Annotated in this window: 13 protein-coding genes and 1 tRNA gene; 6 read left to right on the forward strand and 8 right to left on the reverse strand. The window is 29.6% G+C overall.

Going from position 1 to position 14,078, the window contains the following annotated elements; translation table 11 throughout:
* Positions 1–160 precede the first annotated feature (160 nt).
* The 4 genes from EOV51_RS08230 to EOV51_RS08245 all read left to right on the forward strand — a co-directional run bounded on the left by EOV51_RS08230 (position 161) and on the right by EOV51_RS08245 (position 4,998).
* Positions 161–1,114 carry a phosphatidate cytidylyltransferase gene (locus EOV51_RS08230; RefSeq protein WP_128151717.1) on the forward strand — a complete coding sequence of 318 codons (954 nt, stop codon included), beginning with the start codon at positions 161–163 and terminating at the stop codon, positions 1,112–1,114.
* A gap of 2 nt (positions 1,115–1,116) precedes the next feature.
* Complete coding sequence (locus EOV51_RS08235; protein WP_128151718.1) at positions 1,117–1,752, forward strand: lysophospholipid acyltransferase family protein; 636 nt, start codon at positions 1,117–1,119, stop codon at positions 1,750–1,752.
* 262 nt (positions 1,753–2,014) lie between these two features.
* Positions 2,015–3,805 (forward strand): bifunctional alpha/beta hydrolase/class I SAM-dependent methyltransferase, encoded by a 1,791-nt coding sequence (locus EOV51_RS08240; protein ID WP_128151720.1) that lies wholly within the window; start codon positions 2,015–2,017, stop codon positions 3,803–3,805.
* Positions 3,806–4,524: 719 nt separating this feature from the next.
* Complete coding sequence (locus EOV51_RS08245; RefSeq protein WP_128151722.1) at positions 4,525–4,998, forward strand: hypothetical protein; 474 nt, start codon at positions 4,525–4,527, stop codon at positions 4,996–4,998.
* Between the two features lie 288 nt (positions 4,999–5,286).
* Here EOV51_RS08245 and EOV51_RS08250 read toward each other — a convergent pair.
* The 5 genes from EOV51_RS08250 to EOV51_RS08270 form a co-directional block, all read right to left on the reverse strand.
* A tRNA-His gene (locus EOV51_RS08250) sits at positions 5,287–5,360 on the reverse strand.
* A 39-nt stretch (positions 5,361–5,399) separates the two neighbouring features.
* Positions 5,400–6,116, reverse strand: coding sequence for a bacillithiol biosynthesis deacetylase BshB1 (bshB1, locus tag EOV51_RS08255; protein WP_128151724.1), 717 nt, complete (start codon positions 6,114–6,116; stop codon positions 5,400–5,402).
* An 81-nt stretch (positions 6,117–6,197) separates the two neighbouring features.
* Positions 6,198–6,506: a hypothetical protein gene (locus tag EOV51_RS08260; protein WP_128151726.1), complete on the reverse strand. Its 309-nt coding sequence runs from the start codon at positions 6,504–6,506 to the stop codon at positions 6,198–6,200.
* A gap of 186 nt (positions 6,507–6,692) precedes the next feature.
* Positions 6,693–6,944, reverse strand: a complete 252-nt coding sequence (locus EOV51_RS08265; RefSeq protein WP_128151728.1) for a type B 50S ribosomal protein L31 — start codon at positions 6,942–6,944, stop codon at positions 6,693–6,695.
* A 228-nt stretch (positions 6,945–7,172) separates the two neighbouring features.
* Positions 7,173–8,396: an isocitrate dehydrogenase (NADP(+)) gene (locus EOV51_RS08270; RefSeq protein ID WP_128151730.1), complete on the reverse strand. Its 1,224-nt coding sequence runs from the start codon at positions 8,394–8,396 to the stop codon at positions 7,173–7,175.
* A 587-nt stretch (positions 8,397–8,983) separates the two neighbouring features.
* Between EOV51_RS08270 and EOV51_RS08275 the strand changes: the two genes are divergently transcribed.
* On the forward strand, positions 8,984–9,343 hold the full coding sequence (locus EOV51_RS08275) for a CoA-binding protein (protein WP_128151732.1): 360 nt from the start codon (positions 8,984–8,986) through the stop codon (positions 9,341–9,343).
* 119 nt (positions 9,344–9,462) lie between these two features.
* On the opposite strand, the gene EOV51_RS08280 is transcribed toward EOV51_RS08275, so the two are convergent.
* The 3 genes from EOV51_RS08280 to EOV51_RS08290 form a co-directional block, all read right to left on the reverse strand.
* Positions 9,463–9,954: a nuclear transport factor 2 family protein gene (locus EOV51_RS08280; protein WP_128151734.1), complete on the reverse strand. Its 492-nt coding sequence runs from the start codon at positions 9,952–9,954 to the stop codon at positions 9,463–9,465.
* Between the two features lie 371 nt (positions 9,955–10,325).
* Positions 10,326–12,362 (reverse strand): ferrous iron transport protein B, encoded by a 2,037-nt coding sequence (gene feoB, locus EOV51_RS08285; protein ID WP_128151736.1) that lies wholly within the window; start codon positions 12,360–12,362, stop codon positions 10,326–10,328.
* Positions 12,363–12,372: 10 nt separating this feature from the next.
* A complete protein-coding gene (locus EOV51_RS08290) occupies positions 12,373–12,612 on the reverse strand; it encodes a FeoA family protein (protein ID WP_128151738.1) in 240 nt (79 codons plus the stop codon).
* Positions 12,613–12,829: 217 nt separating this feature from the next.
* Between EOV51_RS08290 and EOV51_RS08295 the strand changes: the two genes are divergently transcribed.
* Entirely contained in the window at positions 12,830–14,071 is a 1,242-nt protein-coding gene (locus EOV51_RS08295) for an OmpP1/FadL family transporter (RefSeq protein ID WP_128151740.1), read from the forward strand.
* The last annotated feature ends 7 nt before the right edge of the window (positions 14,072–14,078 follow it).

A 14,078-nucleotide genomic window follows, 5' to 3' on the forward strand; every position in this document is an offset into this window, starting at 1 on the left:
ACAATTATAAAAGCGTATTAAACAACTAAATAAATGTAAATTTTAATTTAAATATTAATGAAAATATTTTTACGTAAAGTGAAGGTATTAAAACTTCCGGCATATATAATTTTATGATAGCCTGAAAAAACGTAAATTTGAGGCTGTATTTTTTTTAAATATGAATTCACTTTTTCGGTTGGATATTTTAAAAAAGGATGAAATATTATTAGTCATAGCAATAATTTTTGTCCTTTTAATAGTTGCTTCACTATTATTTTTTATAATAGGACTGATAAAACCTACGCCCATATTAAAAGAGTTAAAGTCAAGAACCAATTCATGGTGGATTATCGTTTTTATATTTATAATTGTTATTTTTTTAGATAAAAGAATTTCCTTTGTAGGAATTGCTTTTCTTTCTTTTTTATCTTTCCGTGAATTATATTCAATACTGGATTTCAGAGATTCTGACCGAAGAGCTGTTTTTTGGTCATTTTTAGCAATACCCATCAATTATTATCTGGCGTATGCAGGTTGGTATAGTGCATTTATAGTATTTATACCTGTATGGATGTTTTTATTTTTACCTGTAAGGCTTATCATCAAAGGTGATACTAAAGGTATTGTTAAGTCCATGGCTTCATTACAATGGATTACTGTTTTATCCATATTTTGCCTCAGCCATACTGCATTTCTATTATCCTTACCAGAAATTCATGGTTTTTTGAACGGAGGCAGAGGTCTTCTTTTATTTTTAGTATTTATGACAGAAATAAATGATATTTCGCAGTATGTGTGGGGCAAGATACTGGGAGAACATAAAATAATACCCACAATCAGCGAAAATAAAACCTGGGAAGGCTTAATAGGAGGAATTATAAGTACAACAATTATTGGATATTTTTTAGGATTTCTGACTCCTTTGTCATTGTGGCCCTTGCTATTGGTAAGCTTTATGATTTCGGTATCTGGTTTTTTTGGATCGTTGGTGATAACTGCTATAAAAAAAGATATTGGAATATTAGAAGAGAATAATGCTGTTTCCGGACAGAAAAGTATACTGGATAGAGTAGATTCTTTATTTTATACAGCACCCGTATTTTTTCATCTGGTATATTATTTTGCATATTAAGAATGAGAAAGCTTATACTGATTTTTGTATATACCATTTGTATTAAAAATTTTCTCAAGTGGGTAATAGGAGTCAAATTTGATTCATCATCTTTTCTTTTAAAAGAAAAGAGCTTTATAATAGTGGCTAATCACAACAGTCATTTGGATGCACTTTCCATTATGGCTTCTCTACCGCCTTCACTTATAGACAAAGTTAAACCTGTAGCAGCAAAAGATTATTTTGGTAAAACAAGGTTGCAAGAAAAATTAAGTAATTATTTCGTTAACACCCTCTTAATAGATAGAAAAAAAGTTTTATTAAATAATAATTCTCAAGGTGACCCTATACATTTAATGGATAATGCTTTAAAAGAAGGATATTCGCTTATAATATTTCCTGAAGGGAGCAGAGGGAATCCAGATGTTTCTCAGCCACTTAAGAAAGGTGTGGCATACGTATTGCTATCAAATAAGCAGGTCAATTATATTCCGGTTTATCTTGAAGGATTAGGAAAAGCTTTACCCAAGGGGGATCATTTAATTTTACCTCATAAAGCTTCGCTTACCTTCGGAACTCCTAAAATGATTAGTTCAGATGATCCTCAGGAAATAGTAGATCAGATTCAAAGAGAAATTTTTGAATTAAAAGAAAAATGAAAATGATAATGTAAATTATTATGATTAATTCGGGTGAAAAATTATCATTTCATTTTTGCAAATTCACATTAACAGTAGTTTAACTTAAGTAGAAAATTATTATTATCAGCTAAAATCAGCAGATACGATATGATTATAAGTTTTTTTAAATAAATTTTCCGAATCTAATGAGTTTACTGTATTTAGTAATTAAATTTTGTTTTTGTATAATTTGAAATAATAATGGTTGAAGAAATTTAGCGATGAATTAAAATCATTTACAATGAATAAATCCGAACCCGATTGGTCTATTTCCGAAAACCATTTTGCAACAGCAGATGGGGTCTCTATATATTACAGACATTGGCAGCCTAATCAGGTTAATCAATATGTTCGTACTATTGTTATATTGCATCGAGGACATGAGCATTCTGGCAGGGTAGCTCATATAGTTGAGGAATTAGGATTTAAAGATACTTCATTTTTTGCCTGGGATGCACGTGGAAACGGAAAGTCGGAAGGAGAGAGAGGATATAGTCCTGATTTTGCAACTCTTGTCAATGATTTGGAATTATTTATAAGACATATATCTGAAAAGTACCAGATACCTATAAGCAGTATTATAATTATTGCACAAAGTTTAGGTGCAGTAATAGCAACAACCTGGGTTCATGATTATGCCCCAAAAATTAAAGCTTTAATTTTAACTTCACCAGCATTTAAATTACATTTAAGATATCCCGGTGCTCTAATTGCTGTTAAAATATGGCAAAAAATTAAAGGCAATTTTTATTTAAAATCATATATCAAAGGTAAAGAACTTTCCCATGATTTAAACAGGGCTACTTCTTATCATAATGATCCCTTAGTATCCTTGCAGATATCGTCTAATTTGTTAATTGGTATATTTGATACATCTGCTCGAATTGTATCTGATGCACAAGCAATACAAGTACCTACATTGTTGCTCATTTCTGAAGAGGATAAAATAGTTCACAAAAAAGTTCAAGAAGAATTTTATCTCGCATTAGGTTCTTCCATTAAAGAAAAACATAATTTCAGTGGCTTTTTTCACGATACATTAGGAGAAAAAGAAAGATACAAAGCATTTAAAGCGATTAAAAATTTTATTGAAAAAGTAGAGTTTATTTATGTTCCGATAAATTTAAAAAATTCAGATCAAAAGGGGGTAACGTATGATGAATACGTTCAATCAATTCTTCCTATCCCTTTTTATAGTATAAAAAATATTTATTATTTTTTCTTAAAGTCATACATAAAGATGGTTGGAAAAAGAATTTCCAAAGGCTTGAAATTAAGTCACCAATTCGGTTTAAATTCTCCTATTTCTTTAGAGTACATATATAATAATCAACCAGAGGCTATAGGGGTTATGAAAAATGTAGGTATAGGTAAATATTTAGATAAAAAATATTTAGATCGGCTAATATGGAAAGGATTGAGAATTAGGAAAAGTAACTTGGAAAATCTTGTAGGTAAATACGTTAAAAAATTAAATAAATCTGAAGTTTCCGTAAGTATTTTAGATGTAGCTACCGGGCACGGAGGGTGCATACTGAATATCGTTGACCTGTATAAAGATAAAATTGACAGTATCCTGTTATGTGATGTAAATGAATCGAATGTTAGAGCAGGAGAAAAATATATCAAACAAAATAAATTACAAAATAAAGCTCAATGTTTAAAATCTGATTTTTTTAGCGAATCTCTTTTTTCAAATATTAAATTCCTACCCACTTTAAGCATTATTTCAGGTTTTTGTGAATTGTTCCCTGATAATAATAAATTAAATCACGCTTTAGAGCTTCTTACCGGAATTATACCTAAGGGAGGTTACTTAATCTATACTAATCAATCCGGTCATACGCATAATGAAATATTAAACAGAATATTGAATAAAAGTTCTTTAAAAAACAAAACTCCTCAAATTATAAGAAGAAGAATACAAGCAGAAATGGATCAGCTAATTGAAAATTTTGGTTTTGAAAAAGTAGAACAGCTTATTGATCCCTGGGGTATTTATACTGTTTCTGTGGCTAAAAAATTTAAATAGTTATTTTCAAGTTTTCTTATTTGTAAAATTTATGTTTTATATAATCATAATTTGATTTTATAAAACTTGTTGTTTTATAAACATTAAAAAAAATACTATTATTACATTCTTTATATAAGCTGTATTTTTTTATCTATTTCAAATTCATGAATATTTTAGTTAAAAATCTGTACTTAGTCTATGAAATTATTGTCTTTTCCAATTTGAAAAAGATAGCAATAAAATAAAGCCACTATAAATTAAATATCAGTACTGAACAAAAAGAAAATTCGTAAATTAAAATTTAATTATATATTACGTATGTTAATGTATATTGTGTTTATATGGAAATTTATTTATTTTTTAAGCTTTAATTAATGAAATTTCCAAAAAATTAACGTTTTTTTTATTTTATATATGTATAGCTTATTGTTTTTAAGATTATTGAATAAATGATAAATTAAAATATAAAATACTTATTTTCTAATGTTATTTTAAAATTGATTGTGAAAAACTAACTTATTAGAAATAAGTTTTTACCTAAATAAGGATTATTAGATATGAAAAGGTTTAATATGAAGGATTTTTTATAAAAAAGTTTAAATATATTTATATAAAAAGATAAAAAAATAACTATATTTATACTTAAAAAATAATGATGGAAATTTTGTTGTAACATTTTTTGTTTAAAAAGTTAATGAGGAAGCATGAAAAAGAAAATATGTTAAAAAATATAGGATATGTATTATGTTATTAAAGATGATTCTGAGACAGGAAAAAGGCTCAAAGAATTGTTGGAAAAAAGAAAGGAAGTTTATAATCAAATTAAAAAGTTGTCAGAAAAATATGGATTCAAAAGATGGATACCTGATTACAATTGCTCAACAGAGATATCAGCTGTCTGGTTTGATACCAATCCTAATCCAAAAGTTTGGAAAAAGTATAGAAACGGATATTACCCGAAGGCTAATACAATTGATGGAAGAAATATTATTTCTGAATTTAAAGGTATTTCGGTAGTAGATTTTAGAGATTTTAACGACTATATCGGATACGATGAAAATGAATGTTTTTATGCCGGTTTTGGATTAACTGATGGGTATGTAGGGCTAGATACTGGAGAACTGGATGTGAAAATGCCTAAGGATTGCCAGGAAGTAAGCTATTCTGAATATATTAATGTTTTCAAGACTAAAGTCTACGAAAAGCAATAGGCAACTTTCAGATATAATTAATCAGTTGATGTAATTAATACTTGATTTTATATTTCCGTTTTTAATGATTTTGATTATTAGCGGCAAGGTTTTTACATATAATTAAAGCCCTACTTAGAGGGCTTTAAAACTAATTAATCAATTGTTTGGAATTATTAACAATTAAGTTCTGATTTGAAGAATATAAATATACTCTCTATTAGTTAAAAATTATTGAGGAAAACCGTAAAAAGGTTTCTTAAAATAAAAAAGGTGATTTATCAATTGATAAATCACCTTTTTTGTTAGGGTGGCCAATGGGTCTCGAACCCACGACCTTCGGAACCACAATCCGACGCTCTAACCAACTGAGCTATGGCCACCGTTTTGGGAATGCAAATATATAAATAGATTTCTTAATATCAAATAAAATTTTCAAAATCTTTTAATCCAATCCATTTTTGAGTAGTAAAACCTTCTCCTGAATCAGTTCCGATAAGTCTTCCCAGATTTTCTGCCCTGTAAATAATACTTTTCTTAAAATTAGAAGAAGTTATAGGTGTAGTGGGTTCTTTGGAGTCTGGATCATAAAACTGGGTCTTATAAGCCATACAAGCTTCTACTTTCTGATTTAAAAATTCAGAAATATCTATAATAAAGTCTGGCTTAGCTTCATTCCATTGTATGTAATTAAAAACATACTTAGGTCTCCATACCGGTTGAGGCTTATCATCATAAAATGTTTCTACTTTGACTAGACCTGATAAGAAACAGGCATCATAAACTAATTTAGAAGCCTTGCCATGATCTGGGTGTCTATCATCAACAGCATTAGCTAAAACATATTCAGGTTGATATTTCCGTATTATTTTTATAACCTCCAATTGGTTTGTTTCATTATTTAGAAAAAAACCATCTCTCATGTTTAAATTCTTTCTAACTGAAACTCCTAAAATTTTAGAAGCTTCGCTGGCTTCGTATTTACGGGTTTCAGCAGTTCCACGGGTACCAAGTTCTCCTTGAGTTAAGTCTATAATTCCTACTTTTTTATCAAAAGAAATCATCTTGGCTAATGTTCCGCCACAGCCAAGCTCTACATCATCAGGATGAGCTCCTATAGCTAAAATATCTAATTTCATTTTATCGGTTTTTATATAGTTACAAAAAACTTCAGTAAAATTACTGAAGTTTCATTTAGTATGTTAAGATTTACTAGATTTTCACAAAGAAGGTTTGATCTTAGCCATAAGCCTTTCCACTCTGGCTTTAATATCCGATTTATCGGAAATCTGCCAAGCACTGATAGAAAAGGTATTACCTTTAGTTCTAACCATCAGTCCATAATCAGCATTGTCAGATGTCCATATTCCTGGAGATGACGGATTGCCGAATTCTTCCTTAACTATTGACTCTACGCTTTGTACTTTATCTGCTGTAGATTGGATATCTTCTCTGTATTTATATTTTTCCTGAGAAAATCCAATTACTGAAAATAAGCTCAAAAACAAAATTAAAAGTTTATTTTTCATAGTTATGTATTTAGTATCTGCAAGGTATAAAAAAATCAGGTTAGTATTTGAAATAATTAATTTATACTTGCAATATTCTGTTTATAATTGTATTTAAATGCCCAATATTCGTGCCAAATACATGTTAACGAAAATAACCCATTGTAAATGAATACAATGGGTTGAGTATTTTAATAAGTAATAAAATTACTTTTTGTAATTCTTGTATTTATTAAAGAACTTGTCAACTCTTCCGGCAGTGTCAACTAACTTAACTTTTCCGGTATAGAATGGGTGAGAAGTACTTGAAATCTCCATTTTAACCAATGGGTATTCTGTTCCTTCATACTCAATAGTGTCTTTTGTTTCTGCTGTCGAACGGCAAATAAACACCTCGTCGTTACTCATGTCTTTGAAAACAACTAATCTATAATTATCCGGATGAATGTCTTTTTTCATTTTGCTAAAAATTTGAGTGGCAAATCTACAATTTTTTTTACTAACAGACAAGAAGTTTGAATAAAAAAAAGAAGATTTAAAAATTAATATATTTTTAAAGAAAAGACTACCTGTTAATTTTTACTAATTTCATGTAAATGAAAAGATTATTTATTAAAATAAATGACCTTTTTCAGTCTATTTACATTAAAAAATTATAGTTAAAAAATGAACAGGCAATAATTATTCTTAATTTAATTTTGTTTGTAAACCTTGATCAATAGCGTCCAAAAACTCTTCCGTGTTTAAGTAATCTGCTCTGGTCAGTTTATCTCCTTTAACTAAAAGAGCTAAATCTTTAGTCATTTTTCCATTTTCAACAGTTTCTATACAAACTTTTTCAAGAGTTTCAGCAAAATTTACCAGCTCAGGAGTATTGTCTAGTTTTCCTCTATGTATTAATCCTCTTGTCCAGGCAAAGATAGAAGCAATAGGGTTAGTAGATGTTTCTTTTCCTTCCTGATGAAGTCTGTAATGGCGGGTAACTGTTCCGTGAGCAGCCTCTGCTTCTACAGTTTTACCATCCGGTGTAACCAATACGGAAGCCATCAGTCCTAAAGAGCCAAAACCTTGTGCTACAGTATCAGATTGTACATCACCATCATAATTTTTACATGCCCATACAAATCCACCATTCCATTTCATTGCTGATGCTACCATATCATCAATTAATCTGTGTTCATAAGTAATACCTAGCTCTTTAAATTTATTCTGATACTCATTCTCATAAATTTCCTGAAATATATCTTTAAATCTTCCATCGTATGCTTTCAGAATAGTATTTTTTGTAGATAAATATAATGGCCATTTTTTAGTTAATGCCATTTGGAAAGACGAATGGGCAAAGCCTCTGATGGATTCATCGGTATTATACATTGATAAGGCAACACCGCTATCTTTAAAATCATAAACATCCCAGGTCTGAGGCTCTCCGTTTTCTGGTGTAAAAGTCATGGTTAATTTACCAGGACCTTTCGTGACAACGTCTGTGGCTTTATATTGATCACCAAACGCATGTCTTCCTATAACAATAGGTTGTGTCCATCCCTGTACATAACGAGGAACATTATTCATGATTATGGGTTCTCTGAATACAGTTCCACCAACAATATTACGAATAGTACCATTGGGAGATTTCCACATTTTTTTAAGATTAAATTCTTTTACGCGGGCTTCATCAGGAGTGATTGTTGCACACTTTACTGCAACATTATATTTTTTTGTAGCTTCTGCCGAATCAATAGTTACCTGATCATTTGTTTTATCCCTATTTTCAATTCCTAAATCAAAATATTTTAAGTCGATATCTAAATAAGGAAGAATTAATTTATCCTTGATAAATTTCCAGATTATTCTGGTCATTTCATCCCCATCCATTTCAACTACCGGGTTAAGTACTTTTATTTTTTGCATAATAAATATTGATTGGTTTTTCCAAATATAATAAGTCTTAAGCTAGTAATGCAAATATTTATCTTATAATTTTTGCTTATCTTTATAGAATGTTTTTTTTATAAATATCCAGAATTTATCTCTCACTTTTATTTTAGAATTAAATTTTTTTTATTTCAATTTTGCCAATATATTAAGATTATAAAAACTGCTTTTTTATTTTATATTTAGCTATTTTTAATAGAATTTTAAGTGTTAGTTCAATATCGGTTTATCTTAAAATTCTGCAATAACTAAAATGCTAAATCTTTTATGCTTTGCCACTTCCAGATGTAAGCAAGTGATGCCATTTTTGTGCAGTACCTTTGATTTTAAAAATAAATTTAATAATATAAATATGATTTTTCTTAAAGTGTACACATCAAATTACAATATATCTTCTAACCCTGTTACCTTTTGCTGTAAACGCAAAATTCATTTACTAAATATAAATTTTTAAAACTATATTCTTTAGAAAGGCAGATGTTTGTAAATTCGTTGAGATTTTTATAATAAAGTTTGGTATAGAATTTTCATTTGATTCTATAACAGTATAAATAAATAATTAAATGAAAAAAACGTTGGTTATAGGCGCTTCGGAAAATCCAGAAAGATATAGTTACAAAGCGGTTAAACTTTTAAGACAATATGAGCATCCGGTTGTAGCTATAGGAAATAAAGAGGGCTCAATAGGAGATGTCTCTTTTTCCAAAGAATTGCCTGATATCATTGATTTGGATACCATAACTTTATATTTAAATCCTGATAGGCAAAAAGAGTATTATGAATATATTATTTCTTTGAAGCCTAAAAGAATTATATTTAATCCGGGAACAGAAAATAATGAGTTAGTAAACTTGGCACAGGATAACAATATTGTTTCAGAAGAGGCCTGTACATTGGTATTATTAAGAACCAATCAATATTAGCAAAATTTTTTTACTATCAGTAATATATAAATAAGATTTTATCCGAAAATTTAATAAAAAAGTATGCTTCAAAAAGCTTAAGTTTTGAAGCATAATTTGTTTTAAATTATTTTAGAATCTTAGAACATAGGGTGTTGGTTTTTAGATTCTTTAGGTACATTTTGATGTACATCCCAATGCTCAACTATTTTTCCATTGATTACCTTAAAAATATCTATAGTAGAAGTAAGTGTTCCATCAGGATTTGAATTTTTAATGTGTAAAAAAACTAGATCTCCTTCAGCTGCTGCGTGCTGCACGTCAATACTAGTTTTTCCCTGACCTTTAAACCATATTTCAGCTTCTTTTTTTAATGCTTCTGCTCCGTCTGCAACTGTAGGATTATGTTGAATATAGTCTTCAGCAACATACTTGTCGATTGCAGATAAGTCTTTATCTCCAAAAAGTTTCTGATAAAAATCTAATACTAGTTTTTTGTTATTTTCTGCCGAATTATTTATTGTTTCAAAACGTTCAGTTGAAGTCTTGTTTTCCGTTTCATTTTTTTTCTTTTCACAACTTGATATCATTCCTAAAATTAAAACGACAATGCTTAAGATTACTTTTTTCATTTTCTTATTTTTTTCAAATATATAAATTATTCTGTAATATTTAAAGTTACAGTTTTAAATTTGATTAAAAACTTTATATTAGTGAAAAAATATTTATATTCATTAATGTAACAGCTTAGAGAAAAATTAATAAATTCATTTATATGTAAATAAATGAGTATAAATCTTTTAAATGTTTAAGGGAAAAAGTAATATTATTTTGCTAAGACTCTCTTTTTTTGATTAAATTACAATTGCTGATAAATTTATTATAAAAGTTATTATTTTTTAACATTAAAAAAGCATTGATTGCAGTTTCTAAGGATAATCTCACTGTTTATAATTGTATGGATACAGCTAATCAAATCAAATCAAATAGTCTTATGTATCAATTATTTAAGCAATTGATACGCCATCAAAGCAAATAAATATGCGATGCCAGTCATTGCAAATAATTGAATTGTGGGCCACTTCCATGAATTAGTTTCTTTTTTCACAATGGCAAGAGTGCTAATGCATTGCATAGCAAAGGCATAGAAAAGTAATATAGAGACACCTGTTGCAAAGTTAAAAGTAGGTTCTCCTGTATTATGGTTAATATCTTTGCGCATAAGCTCTTTTAATTTTAGGTTTTCTTCACCATCATCTTCCATACTGTAAATAGACGCTAAGGTTCCAACAAATACTTCTCTGGCGGCAAATGAAGATAAAATACCTATATCAATTTTCCAATCGTAACCTAACGGTTCAAAAATGGGTTCAATGCTTTTACCAAATCTTCCCAAATAAGAATCTTCTAAAGAAGTTTCTTTTAAAAAGTATAATTTTTGATCTTCTTCATTTTTAGCAAAGCCATAAGTACCCAGAGCCCATAGTATAACGCTGACGGCTAAAATTATTTTACCAGCATTAGCAACAAAACTCCACGAATTTTCAAATAAACCATAAAATACATTTCTCCAGAATGGTACCTTATAATTAGGCATATCAAGAATCAGATAACTCTTATATTTAGATTTTATAAATTTATTGGCAATAGCTGCTCCAATGAATGCCATAATTACGCCTAGAAGATACATAAGCATCATTGTTAATCCTTGATAATTGAAGAAACCTTTACCTTTTGGAATAATTAATGCGATAATTATAGAGTATACTGGTAACCTTGCTGAACAAGTAATGAAAGGGGTTACTAATATGGTAATGAGTCTTTCTTTAGCATTTTCAATGTTTCTGGCAGACATAACAGCGGGAATTGCACAGGCTGCACCCGACAATAGTGGAACTACACTTTTACCGTTTAAGCCTACTGGCCTAAACCATCGATCCATAAGAAAAACCACACGCGACATATAACCACTTTCCTCCATTAACATAAGGAAAAAAAACAAAATGGCTATTTGAGGTACAAAAACGGCAACTCCGCTAATACCTGGTAATATACCATCAGCAACAAGCTCCATAAGAGGTCCACTTGGTAAATGTTCTTTCAGTAGGTTGCTAGAATAAGCAAATATTTCTTCAATCCAATCCTGAGGAAAGCTGGATAGATAAAAAAGAGATTGAAATATGAGGAATAAAATACCAAAAAATAAAATATAGCCCCAAAAAGGATGAGTTGCTATTTTATCTATTTTATTGGTCAAAGTCTGAAACGTAGGATCTTTATGAATTATTTTTTCTACTAAGCTATCAATTTTCTGATGTCTTGAAATAGTTTCTTTTAATTGGAGCCTTTTAGGAACTAATTTATATTCTTTTATAATTTCAGCAGCCTTTTCTCTAAATTGGTTAGGAATAATTTCGTTTTTAGACTGCGATAATAACAACCATGCTAAATAATCATTTAATTTAAAATTTTCTTTAAATTCTTGTACAGCTTTTTCATACTCGCTAGGATATTTAAAAGATGGAGAAGATGAAGCAGTAGTCCCTTTAAAAATAGCTTCTTTCAGTTCTGTAATTCCTTTGCCTTTTCTTGAGCTGATTAGGACAACAGGAGTATCAAAAAATTCAGGAATATTATTTTCTTTTATAATAATTCCTTCTTTTTCAATATCATCAATCTGATTAATGGCTAATATTACCGGAAGTTCTAAATCTTTAACTTGTTCATAAAGAAATAAACTTCTTTTCATATTGTGAACATCTGCCACTACAACTATACAATCAGGATAATCTGGATTGTTGGGAGATGTTAAAATATTTAAAACCAGTTCCTCATCTGCTGAAGAAGGACATAAGCTATAAGTTCCCGGAAGATCCAGCAGATTGTATTCAATATTTTTAAATATAAATTTGCCTTTCTTTTTTTCAACAGTTATTCCAGGGTAGTTACCGGTTTTTTGATGTAAACCACTTAATTGATTAAATAGGGTAGTTTTTCCTGAATTAGGATTACCAATAAGAGCGATATTTTTTTTGTTCATTTTCCTTTTCTTACACCAATTCAATCAAAATGCTCTTGGCTTCTTCCTTTCTTAGCATTATAGTACTTTTTTCTTTACCATACTCCAGATATAGCGGACCGTTCCATGGGGCTTGTCTTTTAAGTTTCACCACAACTCCAGGTACAATTCCCATTTCTAATATTTTTGCGGGAACCTCTTCTTCAGAAAATCCGATAACCTTTGCTGATTGAGTAGGTTTAAGTATAGATAAAGAAACACTGCTAAGCATAATTTTAGATATTATGATTTTCGCAAATATATGAATTATTTGTATTTAATCTAAATAAATTTAAAAAATGTTTAATGTATTTATAATCAGTTGTATTATTGGTTTTTAGCTCAATTAAAAACTTAATATACATTATTATATTACGAAATAAAAAATGCTGACATTAGAAATATATTAAAATTCATATAGTTTTGTTTTTCTATTGAAAATTATAATTATGAAGAAAAAAGTATTATTTTTCACCTTTTTTATTACCACAATCCTTGTGCAGGCCGGAGGTTTCAGGGTTTCATTGCAAGGAGTTCGCCAGGCAGCTATGGCGCATACAAGTGCCCATACCCGAGATGCCAGCGTTGCTTTTTTTAATCCTGCCGGAATAGCCTTTATTCCTTCCAAACTTAGTATTTCAGCCGGAGGTTTCGGTGTTTTTGGAAAAGCAGAATATCAGAATAGAGAAATTTTATACAAATCTCATACCGATAATCCTGTAAGTACTCCTATGGCTTTCAATATTGCATACAAGGCAACGGATAAATTATCTGTAGGTTTCAGTTTAACTACTCCCTTTGGAAGTGGTGTTGATTGGGGGAGAAATTGGGCAGGTCAGGATCTGATTACAAAAATTGAATTACGTTCATTTTTCTTACAGCCAACTATCGCATACCGTTTTAACGATTGGTTTAGTGCAGGTGTAGGATTTATTCATGCAGTGGGAAGTGTAAATTTACAACGTTCTCTTTCAGCCGTAAACGGCAGGATGAAATTGGAAGATAAAAATGCTTCAGGTAATGGTTTTAATCTGGGAATGTATTTTAAGCCTACCAAAGATTTGGATATTAGTATTGCCTACCGTTCAAAAGTAGATATGGATGCTGTAAACGGAAAAGCTGATTTCGATTTACCTTCATCATTAGTGGGAACGGATTTATTTGTTACAGCACATGATAAATTTCATGCAACTTTACCATTAGCTTCTGAATTTACTTTAGGAGTGACCTATAGAGTGATTCCCAAATTATCTGTTTCTGCAGATTGGAATGTATCCGGATGGGAAAGATACGAATATCTGACTTTTGAATTTGAAAAAAATAAAATAGGAAATGATCCTTTACATCCAAATATTTCAACATCACCTAAATTTTACAAATCAACAAGTACGTTTAGGGTAGGAGCAGAATATTTAGCAACTGATGTTTTAGCTTTACGTTTGGGGTATTATCACGATCAATCGCCTGTAAAAGATGTTTACTGGAATCCGGAAACACCAAGTACTGATAATAATGCTTTAACAGGAGGGGTAGGATATAGTTTTTTTGATAAAAAATTAATGTTGGATTTGACGGGTATTTACTATGTAGGTCAACAAAGAAGAGTTGCCAATGAATTCTATAATTTTTATGGAGATGCAAAACTTAACAGTTTCATTTTAGGATTTGGAATTACATGGAATCCGTTTTAATCAATTA

This window comes from Apibacter raozihei, assembly GCF_004014855.1.
In the GTDB taxonomy this organism is placed as follows: Bacteria; Bacteroidota; Bacteroidia; order Flavobacteriales; family Weeksellaceae; genus Apibacter; species Apibacter raozihei.